Consider the following 22,769-nt stretch of genomic DNA (forward strand, 5'->3'; position numbering starts at 1 on the left):
GGGCCAGGTGGCCGGCTGGCCGGAGAGAAGACATGCATACCCATCCCGTGCTGCCGCGTGCAGCGCTGACGGTCGCGCTCGGCCTGCTGTTGGCCAGCGGCCATGCCGGTGCCCAGGCCGCTTCGCCGCCGGCGCCCCTCAGTCAGGCCGAACTGACCGCCCTGGTGCAACAGCAGGCGCAGCAGATCCAGCAGCTGCAGGTACGTCTGGACGCCCTGGAAGGACCGGCCATGGCAACCGCCGCCGCACCGCCCTCGGGTACGGCCGCCCCCGTGTTGGAAACCCGTGTGGCCGCGCTCGAATCGCGCCAGTCCGCGCTGCCGAAGGTGTCCTGGTCCAAGGGCGCCCCGGAGTTCACCAGCGCCGATGGCGACGTGGCATTCCGTCCGCGCGGCCGCCTGTTCGTCGACGGCTCCAGCACCGACGGTGCCTCTTCAAGCGAGCGCAATATATCGGGGACCGAAATCCGCTCGGTGCGGCTGGGCGCGGAAGGCCGCTATGGCACCCTCGGCTGGGCGGTGGAAGGCGACTTCGCCGACAACGCGGTGGCCTGGAGGTCGGTGTACGCCACGGTCGACCATCGGCTGTTCGGCCTGGCCGCCGACCTGAGCGTGGGCAACCGCCTCAACGACCGCGGCCTGGACGGCTCCAGCAGCACCTCCAATACGCCCTTCCCGGACCGCAACGTGGTCGGCACGCTGATGCTTCCGCAGCGCGGCCTGTTCGGCGTCGGGCTGACCGAGCGGGTGTACGGCCGCAACTGGCACGCAAGCCTGTCGGTGGCCGGCAACGACCTCAACAACACCGGCGATGGCAACGACAGCCTCACCTGGGCCAGCCGCGTGCACTGGAACCCGCTGGCCAGCAAGGCCGCCACCGTGCACCTGGGTGCCTGGGCCTTCCACGAAGAGATTGCCGCCGGGGCCAGCGGGGTGCTGCGCAGTTCGGCCATTGCCGGCCACTTCAACGATCTGGTCAAGATCGCGCCGGGTGCGCTGGCCGGTGCCGAGCGCAGCAATGCCTACGGCGTGGAGGCGGCGGGCTTCTTCGGTCCGGCGTGGGCAACGGCGGAGTGGGGCACGCGCAGCCTGCGTGGCATCGATGCGCGCGGCCGCTACGACCTGGACCACCAGGCCTGGGCCGTGTCCACCGGCTGGTTCCTGGCCGGGGCGGCCCCGGCCTACTCGGGCAAGGCCGGGACCTGGGGCAGGGTAAAGGTGGCCGATCCGGTCACCGGCGGCGGCCCCGGCGCGTGGGAACTGAAGGCGCGCTATGAAGACGTGGATTACACCGAACTGCCCAGCGGCGGCACCGGCCATGCGTGGACGCTGGGCACGAACTGGTACCTGAACGATTTCAGCCGGGTGATGTTCGATGTGATCCGCTGGCAGACCGACAACCGCAGCGGGACAGCGCCGGGCAAGGATGCGGGTACGACCTTCAACACCCGGCTGCAGATAGCGTTCTGAGCCAGGCTGGCGTGGGGCCGGCCGCACTGGCCGGCCGTCCGCCGGGGCGGGCAGGGTGCAGGCAACGCGCCCGGTTCAGGGCCGGGCAGGGGAGATGCTGGCGGTATGGGCACTTAAGTATGTATAATTCGTACATACCGAAGAGAGCGTACCCATGGAAGCGACCGTTGCAGAACGTGGACAGATCACCCTGCCCAAGGCGGTCCGCGATGCGCTGGGCCTGACCAAGGGTACCCAGTTGAAAGTCGAACTGGACGGCAGCCGGATCATCCTGCGCAAGAGCGTGGACGATGCGATCTCGCGCGCCCGTGGCAAGTTCGCCCTGGATGGCTTCGATTCGGCGCAGGCCGCCGTCGACGCGGTCCGCGACGAGAAATGAGCCGCGCATGATCGCCGTCGATTCCCCGGTTCTGATCGAGCTGCTCAGCAACGGCCCGCAGGCCGACGCAGTGGAAGCCTGCCTGCGGCAAAGCCTGGTGGGCGGGCGCGTGGTGGTCTGCGGCGTGGTCCTGGCCGAGATATGCGCCGCCTTGCGTGGCGGGGCCGAGGTGCAGGAGGCGCTGGAGGAAATGGGCATCCATTTCAGCCCGTTGGAAGCCAAGTCCGCATTGCGCGCCGGGGAGATGCATCGCCGTCATCGCCAGCGCGGCACCGGCAAGCGTGGCCTGGACGATTTCATGGTCGGTTCGCACGCACTGCTGCAGTGCGACGGCCTGATCACCTGGAACGACAAATTTTATCGCGACTACTTCAAGGGCCTGAAGCTGATCGTGCCGCAAGCCTGAGCCCAAGCATCGTAAACCGCTGTATTCAACCGCAGTCTTTTCAAAGAATTTCCCGGGAGTTGTCATGTTGGAAGCCTACCGCCACCACGTAGCCGAGCGCGCCGCGCTTGGCATCCCGCCGCTGCCGCTGAGCGCCCAGCAGACGGCCGACGTCATCGAACTGCTGAAGAACCCGCCGGCCGGCGAAGCCGCGTTCCTGCTCGACCTGCTCACCCACCGGGTGCCGGCCGGCGTCGATGATGCCGCCAAGGTCAAGGCCTCCTACCTGGCCGCGATCGCGCTGGGCAGCGAAGTCAATCCGCTGATCAGCCGCGAGCGCGCCACCGAACTGCTGGGCACCATGCTCGGCGGTTACAACGTCGCCCCGCTGGTGCAGCTGTTGGACGACGCCGCCGTCGGCGCGATCGCCGCCGATGCGCTGAAGAAGACCCTGCTGGTGTTCGATGCGTTCCACGACGTGCAGGAAAAGGCCAAGGCCGGCAATGCCAACGCCCAGGGCGTGCTGCAGAGCTGGGCCGATGCCGAATGGTTCACCAGCCGCCCGGAAGTGCCGCAGAGCCTGACCATCACCGTGCTCAAGGTGACCGGCGAAACCAACACCGACGACCTGTCGCCGGCGCCGGATGCCACCACCCGCCCGGACATCCCGCTGCACGCCCTGGCGATGCTGAAGAACAAGCGCGATGGCATCGAGCCGGAAGAAGACGGCAAGCGCGGCCCGATCACGTTCCTGGAGTCGCTGAAGGACAAGGGCCACCTGGTCGCCTATGTGGGCGATGTGGTCGGTACCGGTTCCAGCCGCAAGTCGGCCACCAACTCGGTGCTGTGGTTCACCGGCGAAGACATTCCGTTCATTCCGAACAAGCGCTTCGGCGGCGTGTGCCTGGGCTCGAAAATCGCGCCGATCTTCTACAACACCATGGAAGATGCCGGCGCGCTGCCGATCGAGCTCGACGTGACCCAGATGAACATGGGCGATGTGATCGAGCTGCGCCCGTACGACGGCAAGGCCCTGAAGGACGGCGCGGTGATCGCCGAGTTCAAGGTCAAGTCCGACGTGCTGTTCGACGAAGTGCGCGCCGGTGGCCGCATTCCGCTGATCATCGGCCGCGGCCTCACCGCCAAGGCGCGCGAAGCGCTGGGCCTGGCCCCGACCGATCTGTTCCGCCTGCCGATGGACCCGCCGGACACCGGCAAGGGCTTCTCGCTGGCACAGAAGATGGTCGGCCGCGCCTGTGGCCTGGCCGAAGGCCAGGGCATGCGTCCGGGCACCTACTGCGAACCGAAGATGACCTCGGTGGGCTCGCAGGACACCACCGGCCCGATGACCCGCGACGAGCTGAAGGACCTGGCCTGCCTGGGCTTCTCGGCCGACCTGGTGATGCAGTCGTTCTGCCACACCGCGGCCTACCCGAAGCCGGTGGACGTCAAGACCCACCACACCCTGCCGGAATTCATCTCCACCCGTGGCGGCATCTCGCTGCGCCCGGGCGACGGCGTGATCCACAGCTGGCTCAACCGCATGCTGCTGCCCGACACCGTCGGCACCGGTGGCGACTCGCACACCCGTTTCCCGGTGGGCATTTCGTTCCCGGCCGGCTCGGGCCTGGTTGCCTTCGCCGCGGCCACCGGGGTGATGCCGCTGGACATGCCCGAATCGGTGCTGGTGCGCTTCAAGGGCACCATGCAGCCGGGCGTGACCCTGCGTGACCTGGTCAACGCGATCCCGCTGTACGCGATCAAGGCCGGTCTGCTGACCGTGGCCAAGGCCGGCAAGCAGAACATCTTCTCCGGCCGTATCCTGGAAATCGAAGGTCTGCCGAACCTCAAGGTCGAACAGGCCTTCGAGCTGTCCGATGCCTCGGCTGAACGTTCGGCCGCCGGTTGCTCGGTGCACCTGGACAAGGCGCCGATCATTGAATACCTCACCAGCAACATCACGCTGCTGAAGTGGATGATCGCCGAGGGTTACCAGGACGCCCGTTCGCTGGCGCGTCGCATCGAGAAGATGGAAGCCTGGCTGGCCAACCCGGAGCTGCTGGCCCCGGATGCCGACGCCGAATACGCCGCTGTCATCGAGATCGACCTGGCCGACATCCACGAGCCGATCGTGGCCTGCCCGAACGACCCGGATGACGTGAAGACGCTGTCGGACGTGGCCGGTGCGGCCATCGATGAAGTGTTCATCGGTTCGTGCATGACCAACATCGGTCACTTCCGTGCAGCGGCCAAGCTGCTGGAAGGCAAGCGCGACATTCCGACCAAGCTGTGGGTGGCCCCGCCGACCAAGATGGATGCCGCCGAGCTGACCAAGGAAGGCCATTACGGCACCTTCGGCAGCGCCGGCGCGCGCATGGAAATGCCGGGCTGCTCGCTGTGCATGGGCAACCAGGCGCAGGTGCGCGAGGGCGCGACGGTGTTCTCCACCTCCACCCGCAACTTCCCCAACCGCCTGGGCCGCAACTCCAACGTGTACCTGGGCTCGGCCGAGCTGGCCGCGATCTGTTCGCGCCTGGGTCGCATTCCGACCAAGGCCGAGTACATGGCCGACGTGGGCGTGCTGGATGCCAGCAGCAAGGACATCTACCGCTACATGAACTTCGACCAGATCGAGGATTACCAGGACGTGGCCAGGACGGTCGCTGCCTGATCCGCTGCCGGGCGCTGCCCGGCCTCGGGTAGCCATCGACCGTTGGTCGATGGACTGAATACAAAAACCCCGGTGCGAACCGGGGTTTTTGCTTTCCGCGTAGAGCCGACCGTTGGTCGGCTGCAGGTGATAAGCGGGGTGACCCAACGGCAGCCGACCAACGGTCGGCTCTACGCTGTCGGGTGCGGACCAGTGTCAGCGGGCGACAGCGCAGGTGGTAGAGCCGACCGTTGGTCGGCTGCAGGTGATACGCGGGGTGACCCAGCGGCAGCCGACCAACGGTCGGCTCTACGATGTCAGGTGCGGGCCAGCGCCATCAGTCGGTCGGCGATGCGTTCCAACGGCAGCATCTCTTCGGCGGCGCCGAGCTTGTAGGCCGCGCCCGGCATGCCCCAGACCACGCTGGTGGCCTCGTCCTGGACCAGGGTGGGCGCACCGGCGTTGCGCAGTTCCAGCAGGCCGCGCGCGCCATCGTCGCCCATGCCGGTGAGGATGGCACCGATGGCATTGCCGCCGGCGCTTTCGGCGACCGAGCGGAACAGCACGTCCACCGCCGGCTTGTGGCGGTTGACCGCCGGGCCGTCGTCCACCCGGCAGCGCCAGCGCGCACCGTCGCGGATGATCCGCAGGTGCTTTCCGCCGGGCGGCAGGTAGGCGTGGCCAGGCAATACGGCTTCGCCGTCGTGGGCTTCGCGCACGGACATGGCCGAGTGGCGGTCCAGGCGTTCGGCGAACGGGGTGCTGAAGCTGGCGGGCAGGTGCTGGGTCATCACCACGGCAGGGGCGTCGGCCGGCATACCTTCGAGCACCACGCGTAAGGCTTCAGTGCCGCCGGCCGAGGCACCGATGGCGATCAGGCGGTCGGTGGTGCGGAACTGGATGGTGCGTGGCGCGGCGAGCGGTGCCAGGGTATCCAGCGTGACCCGCGGGGTGATGGGGCGGGCCAGCGTACGTACGCGCGAGCGCGCGGCCATCTTGACCTTGCCGATGATTTCTTCGGCATAGCCCTGCAGCCCGCGCGCCACGTCGAATTTCGGCTTGGACACGAAATCCACCGCGCCCAGCGCCAGCGCCTGCAGGGTGGTGTCGGCGCCGCGTTCGGTCAGCGAGGAGATCATCACCACCGGCAGCGGATGCAGGCGCATCAGGTTTTCCAGGAACGCCAGCCCGTCCATGCGCGGCATTTCCACGTCCAGGGTGATCACATCCGGCGCCAGGCGCTTGATCTTCTCGCGTGCCAGCAACGGGTCGGCGGCGGTGCCGACCACCTCGATGCCGGGATCGCTGGCAAGGATTTCGCTGAGCATCTGCCGCACGACCGCCGAGTCGTCGACGATCAGCACGCGGCAAGGGCCGTTCTGGGTCATTCAAACAGCTCCACGCCACCGGTGACCGGGGCCTTGGACAGGCGCGCGCGCACCGCCGATTCGGTCGCGGCCACTTCGGCTTCGTGGGCATGCGGCAGGCGCTGCACGACCACCCGGCCGGTGGTGGCGAAGAACCACACCTTGCGCGGGTGGATGCCGCACAGGTCTTCGGCCAGCACCGGGATGTGCTCGGCCTGCAGGTACTGGCGCACGAACTCGGCGTTGCGGGTGCCGACCGGGTTGCTGGTGAACCCTTTGAGCACGTTGGCGCCGCCGAACACCTTGGCCTCCAGCCGCTTGCGGTGCGCGCCGCGCTTGAGCAGGTCGTTGATCAGCAGTTCCATCGCGTAGCTGCCGTAGCGAGCGGGCGCGCCGTCGCCGACGTTGCCCTCGGGCAGCAGGAAGTGGTTCATGCCGCCGATCTTGAGCACCGGGTCGCGCAGGCAGGCGGCCACGCACGAGCCCAGGGTAGTAGTCAGCGCGGTGTCGTCGTCGACCACCAGATACTGGGTAGGCAGCAGCTTGGCGGCGGTCACCTTGAAGCGGCTGTCGAAATAGCGCATCACCTCGTCGGTGCGGACCACCGCGTTCATGCCGGCGCTCCGGGCGCGTTTGTACAGGGTGCGCCCGCACGGCTGGATCAGGTCGGCGGCGTGCAGGTAGTTCTCCGAATGGCCGGTGTAGAGCAGGCCGTCATCGCCCATGTGCTGGATCAGCCGCGTCAGGATGCCGCGCTGGGTGGGCTTGTCGAAATAGATCATCACGTTGCGGCAGAACAGCGCATCGAAGGGGCCGCCGACGTCGTAGCGGGGCGCGAGCAGGTTGAGCGGGCGGAAGTCGATCAGCTCGCGCAGTGCAGGGTGCACCCGGCACTGGCCTTCGTTGGGGCCGCTGCCGCGCTGGAAGTAGCGCTTCTTGATTGCCGGGTCGAGCCCGGCCACCCGGTCGATGGCGTACACGCCCCGGCTGGCGGTGGTCAGTACCTGGGTGTCCACGTCGGTGGCCAGGATGCGCACGGGCGGCTTGAGCGTACCGAATGCCTCGCAGGCGGTGATCGCCATGGAGTAGGGCTCTTCGCCGGTGGAGGCCGCGCATGACCACAGCTGCAGGGTGCCGTGGCCGGCGCGCGTGCGCAGTTCGGCATCGAGTTTTTCAAAATGATGCGGCTCGCGGAAGAACGCGGTGAGATTGGTGGTGAGCGCGTTGGTGAACGCCTGCCACTCTTCGCCGCCGTCCTTTTCCAGCTGGTCCAGGTAGTCCTGGAAATTGCGCAGGCCGAGCGCGCGCAGGCGCCGCGACAGCCGGCCATAGACCATGTCGCGCTTGGCCGGGGCCAGCGAGATGCCGGCGCGCTGGTAGATCAGGTCGCAGACGCGGCGGAAGTCGCGGTCGGCGAACTCGAATTCGCGGCCGGTCTGGGAGGAAGCGACAGAAGCAGGAGGCGTGGACACGGGCGGACTCGCAGGAAAGGGATGAGCGGCGGACTGGACATCCGCCGCGATGACTTAGAACGCTTGCCAGTTGCCGTCGTCCGGCGTGGTGCTGCGCGGTGCGGGCTGCGCGCGCGCCGCGGTCGGTGCAGGTGCGCGCACCGGGCGATGCGCCGGCGATGCCAGCTGCACGCGCGCAGTGACCGCGCTGACCGCGGCGGCAACCTCGTTGTCGAGGCGGAAGATGGCCACGGCATCGGCAAGCTGGGTGGCCTGCTCTTCCATCGCACGGGCCGCCGCAGTGGCTTCTTCGACCAGCGCGGCGTTCTGCTGGGTGGTCTCGTCCATCTGCACCACGGTCTGGTTGACCTGCTCGATGCCGGCGGACTGTTCCTGCGAGGCCGCCGAGATCTCGGCCATGATGTCGGTGACGCGCTGTACCGAAGCGACGATCTCGCCCATGGTGGTGCCCGCCTTGCGCACCAGCGCCGAGCCGTCGGCGACGCTGGCGACCGAGTCGTCGATCAGGCCCTTGATCTCCTTGGCGGCGCTGGCCGAGCGCTGGGCCAGGGTGCGCACTTCGGAGGCGACCACGGCAAAACCACGGCCCTGTTCACCGGCACGCGCCGCTTCGACGGCGGCATTGAGCGCGAGGATGTTGGTCTGGAAGGCGATGCCGTCGATCACCGAGATGATCTCGGCGATGCGCCGGGAGCTGGCTTCGATCGCACTCATGGTGGTGACCACCTGGCCGACCACTTCGCCGCCCTGGGTGGCCACGCTGTGCGCGCCGATCGCCAACTGGTTGGCCTGGCGGGCGTGCTCGGCGTTCTGGCGTACGGTGGAGGTGAGTTCCTCCATGGACGCGGCGGTTTCTTCCAGGTTGGCGGCCTGCTGCTCGGTGCGGCGGGACAGGTCGCTGTTGCCGCTGGCGATCTCGCCGGCCGCCTGGCTGATGCTGCCGGTGGCGTCCTGGATCTGGCCGACGATCTGGGTAAGCTGGCTGACGGTCGCGTTGGCGCCATCGCGCATGCGGGCGAACACGCCCTGGAAGTCGCCCTGCATGCGCACGGTGAGGTCGCCTTCGGCGATGCCCGAGAGCAGCTGCGAGAGCTTGCCCAGGTTGTCGTCGCTGACCTGCATCATCGCGTTGAGGTTGGCGATCATCAGGCGGAAGTCATGGTCGAACTGGCGGTCATCGCCGCGCTGGCTGAAGTCGCCTGCAGCGGCGGCACCGGCCAGGCGCTTGATCTCGCTGTTGATGCTGCCGAGGTTGCGCTTGACGGTGTCCACGGTGGCGGTGATCTCGGCCTTCTCGCCCGGGTAGCGGGCGATGTCGGCGGCGAGGTCACCGACGGCATAGCGCTGCACCACGTGCAGCACGTCCTGCATGGTCTGCACGTGGGCGCCGACCAGGGTGTTGGTTTCATGCACCATCTGCCCGTAGTCGCCGGGGAAGGCGCTTTCGTCGATGCGGAAGGCGGTCTGGCCGGCCTCGTGCTGGCGGGCCATGTCGCGCTGGCCACTGATCACCGCGTGCAGCTGCTTCTGCATGCGTGCCATGCTTTCCAGCAGGCGGCCCGGTTCGTCGTGGGCCTGTTCGCCGATGCGGCTGTCCAGTTTGCCGGCGGCGATGCTCTCGGCAACGTGGGTGGCCTGGCGCAGGGGCAGGGTGATGCGGTTGCCGATCAGCCAGCTGAGTGCGAGCACGATCAGGACCAGTACGCCGCCGCTGGCGGCCATGATCGCGGTGAACACCAGGGCCTGCTGCTGCACGTCTTCCATGTAGACGCCGCTGCTGACGACCCACTGCCACGGCTGGTACAGGCCGGCATAGGACGACTTGTCGAACAGGCCGTCGGCGCCGGCCTTGGCCCACTTGTAGGAGACCACGCCGCCGCCCTGGCGGGCAACGGCGACCAGGTCGTGGAACAGCGCGACGCCGTCTTCGGAGCGGAACTCCTTCATGTCCTTGCCGATCAGGTCCTTGCGGAACGGATGCATCAGGACGCGGTACTGGGTGTCGTAGACGCTGTAGTAGTAGGCGTCGTGGTCGGCACGCATGCGGGCCAGTGCTTCCAGTGCGGCGGTCTTGGCAGCCGCTTCGGTCAGTTCGCCGGTTTCGGCCAGGCCGTGGTAATGATCGAGGATGCCGTAGGTGAGGTCGACCTGGACCTTCAGGCTGTCCTTGCGGGTCTCGGTCAGGTCCAGGTACTGCATGCGCGCGGCGATCACGGCCAGGGCGATGACGCCGACAGCGATCAACGCGGTCAGCAGGTTGAGCTTGCGCCTGACGGACAGGTTGGAGAAGTACTGGTTCCAGCGGCGGATCAGGGGCATGGGCAGGGCATCTTTGGTCGACGAACGTGTCGCGGCAATGCTGTTATCGGCCAATGGCAGCGGCTATTGAGGGCGGGTGGCTGAGCGTATTCAGGTTGGGGTGGGGTGCCCTCCAACCGGCCTCATCGGGTCACGCGACAGGTAGACACGTCCAAGTGCTGAGGCAGCCGCGGGCGGATCCGAGCCCGGCTACTGGCGTGGGCTGATGCAGGCGTTCGGCGCGGCCGCCATCGCCAGGTGTCGAATGCGACGTGTTGGCATTCCCATGTGTGAAAAAAATGCGGCGCAAGTTGCACTGGATGGCCGGTCTGGGTCACTGACGGCGAGTTGAAGGCGACCGCGCATGACGGATCAAGCGCGCTATAGGCCATCTATGCGTTTTCCGGTCGGATGCACATGTTCTTCCGAATGTTGACCGCCCGCGCTCGGTTCTACGCTTCGCCGCCACGCTCTCCCAATTGCAATTGAGTGGCCCGGCGGCAGTCTGGATATGGCCTCGCCGCTGGACCAACCACTACAGCAAGGACCTGCAGAACCTGCCGCGTGCCAACGCGCTGCGGCGACCAGCGATTGGGTGGAGTACGCGCGCCTGTCCTTGCCGAACACCACGCCCAAGCAGCGCAAGGAGCTCTGAATCATGGTCGATGGCAATTCCACCAGCACAGTCGCGCGCAATGCGCTGACCTGCACGTCTGGTCAAGTAGGCACCTCCAGCGGTGACTTCTATGCACCCCCTGACCGGCAGTTTGCCCCCGTGCGGCATGGCAATGCCGTGCGCGCGTTCACTGACGGCTGCTCGGCCATGCACGCGATGGCTGAGGCAATCCGTGGCGCGGAGAAATTCATCTTCATTGCCGATTGGCAGATGAACTTCGATACGGAGTTGACCGGGCGAGGCGACGGATCGCATCGGGGGCGTCTGAGCGAGCTGCTGTTTGATGCGATCAATGAGCGCGGTGTTGATGTGCGGATATTGTTGTATGACAGCATCGAGGCGGCGGCGTATACGCATGAAAATGAGGCGCGCGAAGCGCTGTACAAGATGCGCGATGAGAATACGTCGGGGAGAATCCAGGTCGGGCTGCATAATCCGGCCACCGGCCGCCGTGACACGTTCAACATCGGCTTCTCGCACCACCAGAAAATGTTGGTGGTGGACGGGAGGTTTGGCTTCGTCGGCGGCCTGGACATCGCCCATGGCCGCTGGGACGATGGCAACTTCGACGTGGTCTGTGACCCCAAGCTGCACGTACTCAATGACCACTACAACAACTGCCTGCTGAAACCCAGGGGCATGACCTTCCCCGAAATCAAGCTTACCTTTGACGTGCCGGTAGTAGCCCCGCACGCCAAGGGCCGGATACGTCCGGGCTTCGCGCCCGCGTACCTGCCGGGAATGACTATTGCCATCTATCGCCTGAAAGCCCAATGGCTGGCAGGCGCTGCGCTGGGTGAAATACTGGACTATGCGGACAAGACCGCGCTCAGCACTCAGGCCGAAGAGATGGGCGAGCGGATGCTGAGCGATGCGATCATCTCGGTGCTGGAGGAAATGGCCGACGTCAAAGGCGTCAAGGAGTTCGTCACCGCGGTGCGCACGGCAGGTAGCCTGCTGGAAGGGATCCAAATCGATCTGGACCAGGCCAGGCACAAGTATCGGGAGGTGACCGCTGCAAGTAACCGGGTGCTGGACGAAGCCGCCAAGGGTAATGTTGATGGGACATTTGATGCCGCCTGGGGCACCGTGGATGCGTTCACCGACGTTGTCGGCAAGGATGTGGACGACTGGTTGACCGAGAGGTCGGCGACACTTGAGCGCTATCACCGCCGATTCTTGAAGGCGATGGCACGATTGAACGCCTATTCCACTGACGCGTCCGAGGTGGTGGTGGATATCGAAAAAGGTAAGGCCAACGTGTTGGCAAAGCTCGATAGCGCCAAGCAGAAGTGGGCGGCATTCGAGGAATGGATCGCGGAGGGCGTCGATATGTCCCGGGCCCTTCTCGACAGTGGTCGCCAGCCGCGGATGCCGTGGCAGGACGTGCATGCGTGCATTGAAGGCCCGGCAGTATTCGACATCTGCCGGAATTTCATGCATCGCTGGAATGCCATGGTATGGCAGAACCAACGCGGCGCGGCCATGCCCGGCAAACTGGCTGTTGCCGGTATCAATGCCGGTATCGATCTTGCCACTGAGCACGGCAGGCAGATGCCGCTGCAGCGCTCCATCGGACGTGGCCTGGAGTTGACGCCGCTGGCAGATGACTGGGTGCAGGCCATGGGAGGCCCCCAGGCACTGTTCGGCGACCTCTGTGCGCCCGGAACCGCGGGTGGCACCAGCGTTCAGATCGTCCGGTCCTCCGGTACTGCACTACACGATATGGAGCGCAGGGCCTGCCGAAAGTATCGCCTGGACCTCGTTGACGGCAGCGAGCTGACGTCATACTGGGAGCGCGACCAGCCCATGCGCTCCATCCAGGACGCCATGCTCAACTGCATCGCCTCGGCGAAGGCCTTTGTCTACATCGAAACCCAGTTCCTGATTTCAGACTGCGGCTTCTCCGACGCCGAGCCGGGGCGGGCATTGGACAGGAGCGCTCGCAACAGCCGGCGCGGTCCGTCGACGGAAGCGGAGGAAAAGGGCGCCCGGCGCACCGCTCGGGGGCTGGGCATCGCTGGCGGGCCGCTGGATGCGGCGCTGCCGGGTACCCCTGTTGCAGACACGCTCGCGTTCAAGCCGGGTGTGCCATCGGCCGCCAAGAACACGTTGGTGGAAGTGATCGCCACCCGCATTGCCAAGGCCATTCGCAGCGGCCATGGATTTCATGTCTACATGACGCTGCCGGTTCACCCGGAAGGCAGCTTGAAGGACGGCGCGGTTGTCAAACAGCACTACTGGCTGCAGCAGAGCTTGTTGCGCGGCAACCATAGCCTGATCCGCCGCATCTGCCGCACGCTGGTGGCCAGGCGGCTGGATATCCGGGATGCAAGCGTCAGCGAGAAGGACCTTGCCGCCGAGGTGGCTGCGGGCGGATGGAAGGACTATCTGACCGTACTGAACCTGCGCAGCTATGGCGTGCTGCGGGATACCAATCACGACCAGTACGCAGAAGGCCCGCGCACTGCCGGCAGCAGTGGGGCCAACCCGCCGCTGTATCTGGTGACCGAGCAGTGCTATGTGCACTCCAAGCTGCTGATTGTGGATGACGCGGTGGCGATCATCGGTAGCGCCAACTGCAACGACCGTAGTCTGCAGGGCGATGGCGATACCGAGCTTGCGGCGGTGATCGTGGATACGGAAACGTCGCTGCAGGATCTTGGTAACGGGGTGAAGGTGGTGACGCGCGCGTTTGCTCGGGATCTTCGGATACGGCTTTGGAAGAAGTTTTTGGGGATGTCGATTGAGATTGGGGCTGTTGAGGGGCGGGTCGGCAAAAGCGAAGGCTATACAAATGTTCTATCCAAAAATGACAAGCGGCATCCCCCGATGGTGATGCAGTCTCATGAAGGCTTGAGCTTGGAAAAGCCCGTCGATAAGAGCACCATTACCTACATTCGCCGCCTTGCGGATCGAACGTCCCCCCGGCTTGAGTAGTGGGCGGGTTTAGAGTCCGGTGCTGATGTTATCTTTCTTCGCCGCCAACTGGGCGGCGTACTGGACGGGTGTTAGACCGCCAAGCGCTCTTTTGGGTCTTTCTTCGTTGTAGTCGCGCCGCCAGCTTTCGATACTGGTACGGGCATGAAGCAACGTCGGGAACCAGTGCTCGTTGAGGCATTCGTCGCGCAGCCGTCCGTTGAAGGACTCGACGTACGCATTCTGGTTCGGCTTGCCCGGTTCGATCAGACGCAGGGCAACATCCTTTTCGTGAGCCCAGGCCACCATCGCCTTACCGCAAAACTCCTTGCCGTTGTCTGTCCTGATCACTCGTGGCAAGCCGCGCTGCATGGCCAGTCTGTCCAGTACCCTGGACACGCCTTGCCCGGAAATTGCCCGCTCCACTTCGATGGCCACAGCCTCGTGGGTGGCGTCGTCGACGATGGTCAGGCACTTGATCACCCGGCCTTCCGCGGTGCGGTCGAACACGAAGTCCATCGACCACACCTCATTGGCAGCGGACGGCCGCAGGAGAGGCTGGCGCTCGCCTATCGGCACCTTCTTACGCTTTCTGCGACGCACCTGCAGGCCCGCTTCCTGATACAGGCGCTCCACTCGTTTGTAGTTCACGACAAGCCCTTTCTGCCGCAGTTTCAAATGGATCATGCCCACCCCGTAGCGTCTGTGCCGATGCGCCAGCGCAGCGATCTGCTCGCGCAGCTCAACGTTGCGGTCGGCCCGAGGCTCATAGCGCAGCGCGCTGGCGCTCATCCGCACCACCGTCAGCGCTCGCCGCTCGCTCAACCCCTTCTCGACCATGCTCCGCACCAGCAGCCTGCGCGCCGGGGCGGTCACCACTTTTTTCGCAACGCATCCTTGATGACGTCGTTCTCGAAAACCTGCTCTGCCAGTAGTTTCTTCAGGCGCGTGCTCTCAGCCTCCAGGTCCTTGAGCCGCTTGGCGTCGGGCACACTCATGCCACCGAACTTGCTGCGCCACAGGTAGTACGAAGCCTCGCTGAAGCCGTGCTGACGGCACAGGTCCTTGATGGGCATGCCGGCCTCTGCTTCGCGCAGGAAGCCGATGATCTGTTCTTCGGAAAAGCGTTTCTTCACGTCCAATCTCCTTGTCACTGAGGATTGGACTCCAAACAGCTGCGCTACTCAATCTTGGGGGGACGTCGCGCTGCACAAGGGTCACCGCTATGCAACGGTCGTGGTGGATCCGATCAGTCGCCAGGTACTTTGGCTGGGCAACGGGCGCTCCCGCGATACGGCGCGTGCCTTTTTTGAGCAGCTTCCCCCGGGCGTTTCCGAGCAATTGCGCGCCGTGGCGATCGACATGACGACGGCCTATGAAGTGGAGATCCGGGCCAACTGTCCCAATGCCGAGATCGTCTTCGACTTGTTCCATGTGGTGGCCAAGTACGGTCGCGAAGTGATCGACCGGGTTCGCGTGGACCAGGCCAACAAGCTCCGGCACGACAAGCCTGCGCGCCGTGTCATCAAATCCAGCCGATGGCTGCTACTGCGCAATCGCAGCAACCTGGACCGGCATCAGACGGTGCGGCTGGATGAGCTGCTGGAAGCAAATCAACCGCTCCTCACCACCTATCTGATGCGTGATGAGCTCAAGCGACTGTGGTTTTACCGCCATCCCGGATGGGCCAGGAAGGCTTGGAACCAGTGGCTGGAGCAGGCCCAGCGCAGCGGAATCGCCGCCTTGGCGCTGTTTGCACAACGGCTCAAAGCCTATCTGCATGGGATCGTGTCGCGTTGCCGACACCGCCTCAATACCAGCATCGTCGAAGGCATCAACAACACCATCAAGGTCATCAAACGCCGGGCCTACGGCTATCGGGATCAGGAGTACTTCTTCCTGAAAATCCGTGCAGCGTTCCCCGGTATTCCGCGATGAACCAAGAAAAAGGCCGTGATGCGTTATCTGCACGCGCAGCCGCCTGACCTTCAGCCGGCTTACATGGAGGTCCCCAGCGTCGTGCAGGGGGCGGTGACACGCACGGTTGGGCGTCATGCGGTGGCCAAGGCGATTGCTCGGCTTAGGGATGATAAGGACAGCAAGCCAGTCAGTGGCTTCTGGGTAACGATGCCGCTTGGGTGGGGGCATGGAATGGACGACCCTTCACCAGGTATGCCAGTCGAGCTCATTGCAGCGGTGCCGCCGCGTATGGGCCCGGGCCCAGGGCGCAGACAAGCGCTTGACCATCCCGATGCGAATACCCCTTCGGAGCAAGCATGATATTGGAACGATACTTTATCTCACTGGCGTTGATCGCTTGCGGCCTTGGCGTCGCCGGCGCAGCAGCTGCCTGCACAGACCGCAATGACCCACTCGCCTCGCCAACGACTGGGGTGGTATTGCGCTTCCAAGACCTGCTATCCCCAAATGCTTATGCCAGCAACCCGAGCGTGAACCGGGATGGAAGCGTGATGCTCCCCGTCATGCTGCCGGATGTTAAGGATTTGCCGTACGGGAGGTTTGATCAATGGGGTGGAAAAGTTCACTTTATCGAGTCGGATGGGCGTGGCGGTCAGCGCGTGTGTCGTGTAGAAACCTGGGAGAGCAGGACGATTGAACCAACGTACAAGGGCGATCGCGACGCCAGAGTGATCTTGCGTACGGACGATGATAGAAAGGTCGGTGTCATTTCGTACAAGCCGACATCCACCCAGAAGCGCAATCCGGCGCTGGCAAAGCTGCTTCCTTACTATTTCATGAGGAGTGCGGTTGGTTACTACTACGATCAGTTTAATAATATTGTGGAAGTAACCAGGTATGCGTCTCCTGAAATAAATTCAATGAGCAACAAGCGCTCCCAGAAGGTGACTGCGAGATGGGTCCAGGAGTGTTTCAACTATCGCGACGGAAAGCTGGTTAGAGATTCGGTGCCCAGGAATGATATTGCGGGTAGTCTTCCTGGCTTCTCCTGCGATCAATTAACTCGGGGTGATGCTCCATATCGAGAGTACAGATACAATTCCGACGGTACTTTGCGCGTAGGGTTGGTTTACAAAAAGAGGGCTTCGCCTGATGAGAGTGCGATGTCTACACCGGGTCACGGAGGCGGCGGTGGCACGGTGTACTTCGCGCATGGCTCAGAGCACAGGCCCGAGATAGACGCCTCCTTTGACTTCAGTGCGGCGAATTTTGTGACGAGCATATACACCAGGCAGACGGATCTCTTCATGGACGACGCGCAGCCCCTGTATGAGGAGCGCTCAACCGACGGCGGGGCAGAACTCACGTACAGCTTCCCTGACCATGCGGTTCCACTGACGGCTGTAGATAACAAGTTCGCCCATCTAGATCGCTACCCCCGGATCAAACGCTACCTCCATCGCAGCGGCATGGTCATCTATGAAATGTTCGACGCCGGCGCCCGCACGCCCCGTCAGCGCCAGTGGCGTGCGCTCGATCTGAACCGGCAGGAAATCTACGGCGCCGACGGCAAGCTCACGCGGGTGATCCACTTCGGATCGGCTTCGCCTGATGCCTACAATGAAGACCTCAGGGCGTACGCCGAAGCGGGTGTCCTTAAAGTCACCCCAACGACCAGTGGCTACGCCAGCTATCGCGTTTATGACTACAACGCGCAAGGGAAGGAGAGCCTGGTGTTCATCTGCTGGCAACACGACGGGCCCAGCAACAGGCCATTGCTGCACTTCCCTTGGTGGACGCCGGACCCAGCGCCGAAGCGCAGCGGCGAGGAGGCCCTGATCTACGGCATGACAAAGGTCAGCAACCGCTGTGGCACGCCCGGCGGAAGAATGCTGATCGAAGGACTGTCGCCTATCAAGAAGTACATGGCGGCCACCTACGGATACGATGTCGACAAGCTCAGGTATGGCGATAGGCGATGAGGGCAGGGCGAGCGCTGCGCGCCCTTGAGACGGGGTAGTGGCGTCGGATGCAGCCTTCCGGGAGGCCGTCCATGGACGCCACCAAGCACACGGTGCTTACGTGCATCGCAGGGCCAAGGTGCTGGTTTCAAGGTGTGGCATCTTCCGGTGTCGGCCGGTTGCTTGCGTTCAAGGCAGGGCTGTTGGCGACCGAAGCCCGTGGCTATTGAGCGGGGGTGACCGAGCGTATTCAGGTTGGACCTGTCCACGGCGGGTAGAGCCAACAAAAAGGCCCCGATGGGTATCGGGGCCTTCCGTCATGCCAGGTGGCTGAGCGCAGACGCGCTTAGAACTCCTGCCAGTCGCCGTCGGCCAGCTCGGTGGCGACCGAGCGTGCTGCGGGACGACGCGCCGGTGCCGGTGCGGCGGCAACCGCACGCATCACGCGCGGGGCGGGCGCCTTGACCACCGCGACCGGTGCCACGGCCTCGTACTCGTCCAGCGTGAAGATCGACACCGCATCGCTCAGCTGGCCGGCCTGTTCTTCCATCGAACGTGCCGCGGCGGTGGCTTCTTCCACCAGCGCGGCGTTCTGCTGGGTGGTTTCGTCCATCTGCACGACGGTCTGGTTGACCTGCTCGATGCCGGCCGACTGTTCCTGCGAGGCCGCGGAAATCTCGGCCATGATGTCGGTCACGCGCTGCACCGAGGCGACGATCTCGCCCATGGTCGCGCCGGCCTTGTGCACCAGTGCCGAGCCGTCGTTGACCTTGCCGACCGAGTCGTCGATCAGGCCCTTGATCTCCTTGGCGGCAGCGGCCGAGCGCTGGGCCAGGGTGCGTACTTCGGAGGCGACCACGGCGAAGCCACGGCCCTGTTCACCGGCACGGGCGGCTTCCACCGCCGCGTTCAGCGCCAGGATGTTGGTCTGGAAGGCGATGCCGTCGATGACCGAGATGATCTCGGCGATCTTCTTGGACGAGGTCTGGATCGCGCTCATGGTGGTGACCACCTGGCCGACCACCTCACCGCCCTGCGAGGCCACGCTGTGCGCGCCGATGGCCAGCTGGTTGGCCTGGCGCGCATGCTCGGCGTTCTGGCGCACGGTGGAGGTGAGTTCCTCCATGGACGCGGCAGTTTCTTCCAGGTTGGCGGCCTGCTGCTCGGTGCGGCGCGACAGGTCGCTGTTGCCGGTGGCGATTTCGCTGGCCGCCGAACTGATCTGCTGGCTGGAGTGCTTGATCCGGGTGACGATTCCGCTGAGCTGGTCTGCAGTGGCGTTGGCGTCGTCGCGCATGCTGGCGAACACGCCCTGGAAGTCACCGTGCATGCGCACGGTCAGGTCGCCCTGCGACAACGCGGTGAGCAGGCCGGAGATCTGTTCGATACTGGCGGCGTTGGCGTCGAGCAGGCCGTTGATCTGCTGGGCCAGCTGCAGGAAGAAACCCTCCTTGCCTTCGGCGCTGATGCGGCCGGACAGGTCGCCGGCGGCCGCCTGGGCGATCACCCGGGCCACTTCGATCTCGACCAGCGCTTCGGGGGTGCGGTCGCGCCATTCGACAACGTGGCCGACGGTCTGGCCTTCTTCGTTGGCGATCGAGGAGACCACCTGGGCGAACTGGGCGTCGCCGTACTGCATCGGGCGGCGGCTGACACCGTGCTGCTTGAGCTGGGCCAGGGTCTTCTGGTCCATTTCGTTGCCGTGCTCGAGCACGGTGACCGGCTTGCCGACCAGCGAGGCGGTGGCATCGAAGTCGGGCAGGTCCTTGCGGATTTCCGCTTCGTACTGGCTCAGGGTGTGCTGCATGGCGCGGTTGCTGTAGACGATGTTGAGGCTGTCGTCGGTCAGGTAGACGCCGGTGGAGCTGTAGTCCAGTGCGGTACGGATGCGCAGGTTCTCGCGGGCGATGGCCTGGTCGGTCTCGGTCCGCTCGCGCAGGTCGCGCTGCATGCGCTGCATGGCCTGCATGAGGTCGCCCACTTCATCCTTGCGGCGGATGTCGATATGGCCGTCGAGCTTGCCACCGGCCACATCGTTGGACACCGAGACGGCGCTGCGGATGCTGCCGACCAGCGAACGGGCAAACAGCCACACCAGCACCAGGCCCAGCGCAGCGCCGCCGAGCAGGGTGATGACGGTGAGGGTGGCCGAGGTGGCGTAGGTGGATTCTGCCTCTTCGCGCGAGGCGCGGGCGAGGCGGTTGTCTTCGGCGATCAGCGCTTCGAGTGCGGTGGACGCCTTGAGGTGCTTGGCGCGGGTTTCGCCAACGAAGGTGTCCACGGCATCATCGGGCAGGTCGAGTTCGAGCATTTCGGTGACGGCATCGTAGGACGCAAGCGAGTCCTTCCAATCCTTGGCGAAGGTTTCGAACAGCTTCTTCTGCTGGGCGTTGTCGATGAGCGCGGGATACTTCTTGATCGACGCGTCGATCTGGGTACGCAGGCCGGCGGCGCGGGTCTTGGCGTCGGCCTTGACGTCGTCGCTGGCGCGGATCAGGCCCTGGTAGGCCGAGTTGCGGTACTCCCCGACCATGCCGCGGATCTCACCGGCGGTACGGATGCTTTCCATCCGGTGGCCGGCCAGCTCGGTGGTGACATTGTTGAGTGAGTACAGGCCGCGATAGGCCACGATGCCCTGCAGCAGCATCACCAGCAGGAGGACACCGAAAGTCAGCATCAACTTCGGCATCAGTTTGAGGTTGTTGATCCAGGGCATGGGCGGTGCAATCTCCAGTGGCAAACGCGTCCGGGCGTGGTGCCCGGTTGCAGCGACCATGCCGGCCAGTGCCGGCATGGCAGGGGCATACGGCGGATTACTTGATGTTGGCGAGCTTGAGGCCGGCCGGCGAGCTGACTTCGATTTCTGCGCGCGAGGCGTCGCGGGCGATCTTGCCGATCACGCAGACGGTCTTGCCTTCGAGCGATTCCAGCGGGAAGCTGAACTTGCTGCGGTTTGCGCCGGCGATGCGGGCCGAGAAGGTGTGGCGGGGGAATGCGCCGCCCATGTACAGGAAGGTCGGCTGGCCTTCGGAGCCTTCGGCGTAGCGGGCCTTTTCGACCTTGCCGCAGACCATGCCGTCCTTGCCGACCGAGCGCGGTGCCATCTCCGGCGGGATCATGTCGGCCGACTGGGCGAAGGCGGTCGAGGAGGAGGAGGCGAGAACGGCAACCGAGAACAGTGCAAGCAGGGACTTCATCGGGAAAAATCTCCGGGGAAAATGGTCGAGTTGGCCCGGCCTTGGGCAGCCCAGTACGGCCGGGTCCTGAAGCAGCTATCGGCCGTGCCGGGGGGAACTGAAGAACTTTTTTCCGGCAGGGTCGAAGCGGCCGTGCCGGCGGCGCTCAGGCGGCGGCCTCTTCGACGGCGCTGGGCTGGCCCATGTCGGCGCTGTCCAGGAGGGTTTCGATGTCCAGCAGGATCAACATGCGATCGTCCTGGGTGCCGATGCCGGAGATGAAGCGGGTGTCGACGGCGGCGCCGAACTCGGGGGTCGGGCGGATCTGGTCGGCGCTGAGAGGGATGACGTCGGAGACGCTGTCCACGACGATGCCGACGACGCGGTTGTCCACGTTGAGCACGATCATGACGGTGAAGGCATCGTAGGTGGCATTTTCCAGGCGCAGCTTGAGGCGCAGGTCGATGACCGGGACGATGGTGCCGCGCAGGTTGATGACGCCCTTGATGTAGTCGGGCGCGTCGGGCACGCGGGTGACCGAATCGTAGCCGCGGATTTCCTGGACCTTGAGGATGTCCACGCCGTAGTGCTCGGCGCCGAGGGTGAAGCTGAGGTATTCGCCACCGCTGCTGGCGGCGTTGGGGTTGCTGTCGTTCATGGAGGGAATCCTGGGTCGGGCGTGGCGGTAGAAAACCGGGCGTCACGCTGGATATCGGCTTGGAGCCGGGCGACTTTAGAGGGTGGGGTTCTGGGGCAGCTATTCACTGCTGCTGCACGGGCTGGCGGTGCCAGGCCCCACCGGGACACGCCGTGAACCCATCCATGGGGGCTCGTAAGCGGCATCCATGCCGCTTACGGTCCCGGCGGGGCCTGGCACCGCCAGCCCTGACATGTTGCGGCGATCGGAGGGATAGAGACGCCTCGGTGGTGGGAGGGTAGTGCCGAGCGTTGCTCGGCTCCTCAATCCCCCACCATGCGCTGCGCCGCACTTGATCTCAACGCGGCGAAAGCCATCTGTCGAGGGGCGGTGCGGGTGGGTTGGCAGGACCGTTGGGCGCCATGGATGGCGCTCACGAGCTTACATGGGTGAAGGCGCACGCTTGCGAGGCACAGCCTCGCGTGCGACTGAACGCACAGCCGCCAGCGGCTGGGCCGGGCCCCGGAGGGGGACTTGCGGCGTGTCCCGCCAACCCATCCGTACCGACCCGCTCCGACAGCACCGAGCCGTCGCTGTTGCTGTTGCTTCAAAGAAAAGCAGCCCCTCAACTCTCCCCATTCTTGCGCGCACTGCGTTGGCGGTCGATGCGGAAAATGTAGCGCTGGATCGCGCTGTCGCCGCCGCGCGGCAGGCCGTCGAAGCGCATCCCGATCCGCTTCATCTCCACTCCGTTGGGCAGCTTTACCCCCAACTGGTTGCAGACAATCAGTGAAATCTGCAGTGGACCGCTTTCGGGCATGTCCAGGCGCGCGTGGTAGCGCTTCTGCAGCGTGAATACCTTGCAATCCACCGGTACCGTCACCGCCAGCCCGCCGCCGCTGATGTCCACCACGCGCAGGTTCAAGGGCTCGCTGCGGTCCTCGTTGACCGGGAACTGCAGGTGCGGGGAATCGGTGATCGGGGTCTCCAGCCGGTACAGCTCACGGCGCTGCAGGTGCACCAGCTCGGCCGGGAACGGCACGCGGAAGGCGACGTGGCCGCCGCCAGTGGTGCGTTCCAGGTGGTCCAGGCGGAAGCGCACCATCACCCGGTCCAGCTGCGCGAAACACAACAGGTGGCCGGCGGCTTCGGCGGCGCGGTTGGCCGGCTCGGACGGGCTGCCGTCCAGCAGCAACCAGTCCTCGTCCTCGTCCAGTTCCAGGATCGCCGTGGGGAAAGACTGATCGCGCCCCCCCAGGTGGGCATTGATCAACGAGCGCTGGTCGATCAACGCCTGCAGCAGCTGACGGATCTGCCGGGGATTGCGGACCAGGTAACGATCATCCGTGCCATCGTCCTGCGCGGCATGGGGTGCGTCGGGTGCGTCAAGGCTGCCTTCGGACATGGACTCGTGCTGGATTGGGCGGGCGCCGTCGGCACATGTCACCGAGGCTCTGTCG

At 65.0% G+C, this 22,769-nt stretch carries 14 protein-coding genes and 2 pseudogenes; 7 read left to right on the plus strand and 9 right to left on the minus strand.

The annotated features are described in order from the left end of the window. The first annotated feature begins 32 nt into the window (after positions 1–32). The 4 genes from AC3IR9_RS09120 to acnB all read left to right on the plus strand — a co-directional run bounded on the left by AC3IR9_RS09120 (position 33) and on the right by acnB (position 4,904). Positions 33–1,469 (plus strand): OprO/OprP family phosphate-selective porin, encoded by a 1,437-nt coding sequence (locus AC3IR9_RS09120; RefSeq protein ID WP_489295417.1) that lies wholly within the window; start codon positions 33–35, stop codon positions 1,467–1,469. A gap of 154 nt (positions 1,470–1,623) precedes the next feature. Beyond that, positions 1,624–1,848, plus strand: coding sequence for an AbrB/MazE/SpoVT family DNA-binding domain-containing protein (locus AC3IR9_RS09125; RefSeq protein WP_489295418.1), 225 nt, complete (start codon positions 1,624–1,626; stop codon positions 1,846–1,848). A gap of 7 nt (positions 1,849–1,855) precedes the next feature. Further along, entirely contained in the window at positions 1,856–2,254 is a 399-nt protein-coding gene (locus tag AC3IR9_RS09130; RefSeq protein ID WP_489295419.1) for a type II toxin-antitoxin system VapC family toxin, read from the plus strand. 64 nt (positions 2,255–2,318) lie between these two features. Next, positions 2,319–4,904 carry a bifunctional aconitate hydratase 2/2-methylisocitrate dehydratase gene (gene acnB, locus AC3IR9_RS09135; RefSeq protein WP_489295420.1) on the plus strand — a complete coding sequence of 862 codons (2,586 nt, stop codon included), beginning with the start codon at positions 2,319–2,321 and terminating at the stop codon, positions 4,902–4,904. Positions 4,905–5,200: 296 nt separating this feature from the next. Here the strand turns inward: acnB and AC3IR9_RS09140 are convergent, their stop codons facing one another. The 4 genes and pseudogenes from AC3IR9_RS09140 to AC3IR9_RS09155 all read right to left on the minus strand — a co-directional run bounded on the left by AC3IR9_RS09140 (position 5,201) and on the right by AC3IR9_RS09155 (position 10,041). Beyond that, positions 5,201–6,271, minus strand: coding sequence for a protein-glutamate methylesterase/protein-glutamine glutaminase (locus tag AC3IR9_RS09140; RefSeq protein ID WP_489295421.1), 1,071 nt, complete (start codon positions 6,269–6,271; stop codon positions 5,201–5,203). Then, complete coding sequence (gene cheD / locus AC3IR9_RS09145) at positions 6,268–6,864, minus strand: chemoreceptor glutamine deamidase CheD (RefSeq protein WP_489295770.1); 597 nt, start codon at positions 6,862–6,864, stop codon at positions 6,268–6,270. The genes AC3IR9_RS09140 and cheD overlap by 4 nt, the downstream gene beginning before the upstream one ends. Continuing rightward, positions 6,865–7,722: pseudogene (locus tag AC3IR9_RS09150) on the minus strand (CheR family methyltransferase); the annotation flags it as partial. It lies immediately after the preceding gene. 54 nt (positions 7,723–7,776) lie between these two features. Then, complete coding sequence (locus tag AC3IR9_RS09155) at positions 7,777–10,041, minus strand: methyl-accepting chemotaxis protein (RefSeq protein WP_489295422.1); 2,265 nt, start codon at positions 10,039–10,041, stop codon at positions 7,777–7,779. 637 nt (positions 10,042–10,678) lie between these two features. Here AC3IR9_RS09155 and AC3IR9_RS09160 point away from each other — a divergent pair. Next, positions 10,679–13,636 carry a phospholipase D-like domain-containing protein gene (locus tag AC3IR9_RS09160; protein ID WP_489295423.1) on the plus strand — a complete coding sequence of 986 codons (2,958 nt, stop codon included), beginning with the start codon at positions 10,679–10,681 and terminating at the stop codon, positions 13,634–13,636. Between the two features lie 9 nt (positions 13,637–13,645). On the opposite strand, the gene AC3IR9_RS09165 is transcribed toward AC3IR9_RS09160, so the two are convergent. Next, positions 13,646–14,751 (minus strand): IS3 family transposase gene (locus tag AC3IR9_RS09165; RefSeq protein WP_489291038.1). Its coding sequence is split into 2 segments (ribosomal slippage): positions 13,646–14,493 and positions 14,493–14,751, totalling 1,107 coding nucleotides; the frame shifts between segments, so codons are not numbered across the junction. A gap of 61 nt (positions 14,752–14,812) precedes the next feature. Between AC3IR9_RS09165 and AC3IR9_RS09170 the strand changes: the two are divergent. Beyond that, a pseudogene (locus tag AC3IR9_RS09170) lies at positions 14,813–15,553 on the plus strand (ISL3 family transposase); the annotation flags it as partial. 338 nt (positions 15,554–15,891) lie between these two features. After that, the gene (locus AC3IR9_RS09175) at positions 15,892–17,517 is read left to right on the plus strand and encodes a hypothetical protein (RefSeq protein WP_489295424.1); all 1,626 of its coding nucleotides are present in this window, start codon (positions 15,892–15,894) and stop codon (positions 17,515–17,517) included. A 325-nt stretch (positions 17,518–17,842) separates the two neighbouring features. Here AC3IR9_RS09175 and AC3IR9_RS09180 read toward each other — a convergent pair whose 3' ends face one another. The 4 genes from AC3IR9_RS09180 to AC3IR9_RS09195 all read right to left on the minus strand — a co-directional run bounded on the left by AC3IR9_RS09180 (position 17,843) and on the right by AC3IR9_RS09195 (position 22,714). Further along, complete coding sequence (locus AC3IR9_RS09180) at positions 17,843–20,212, minus strand: methyl-accepting chemotaxis protein (protein WP_489295425.1); 2,370 nt, start codon at positions 20,210–20,212, stop codon at positions 17,843–17,845. Between the two features lie 97 nt (positions 20,213–20,309). Continuing rightward, positions 20,310–20,693, minus strand: a complete 384-nt coding sequence (locus tag AC3IR9_RS09185) for a hypothetical protein (RefSeq protein WP_489295426.1) — start codon at positions 20,691–20,693, stop codon at positions 20,310–20,312. Positions 20,694–20,838: 145 nt separating this feature from the next. Further along, positions 20,839–21,330: a chemotaxis protein CheW gene (locus tag AC3IR9_RS09190; protein WP_489295427.1), complete on the minus strand. Its 492-nt coding sequence runs from the start codon at positions 21,328–21,330 to the stop codon at positions 20,839–20,841. Positions 21,331–21,934: 604 nt separating this feature from the next. After that, on the minus strand, positions 21,935–22,714 hold the full coding sequence (locus AC3IR9_RS09195) for a flagellar brake protein (protein WP_489295428.1): 780 nt from the start codon (positions 22,712–22,714) through the stop codon (positions 21,935–21,937). Positions 22,715–22,769: the final 55 nt, after the last annotated feature.

The organism is Stenotrophomonas sp. GL_101, assembly GCF_057835675.1.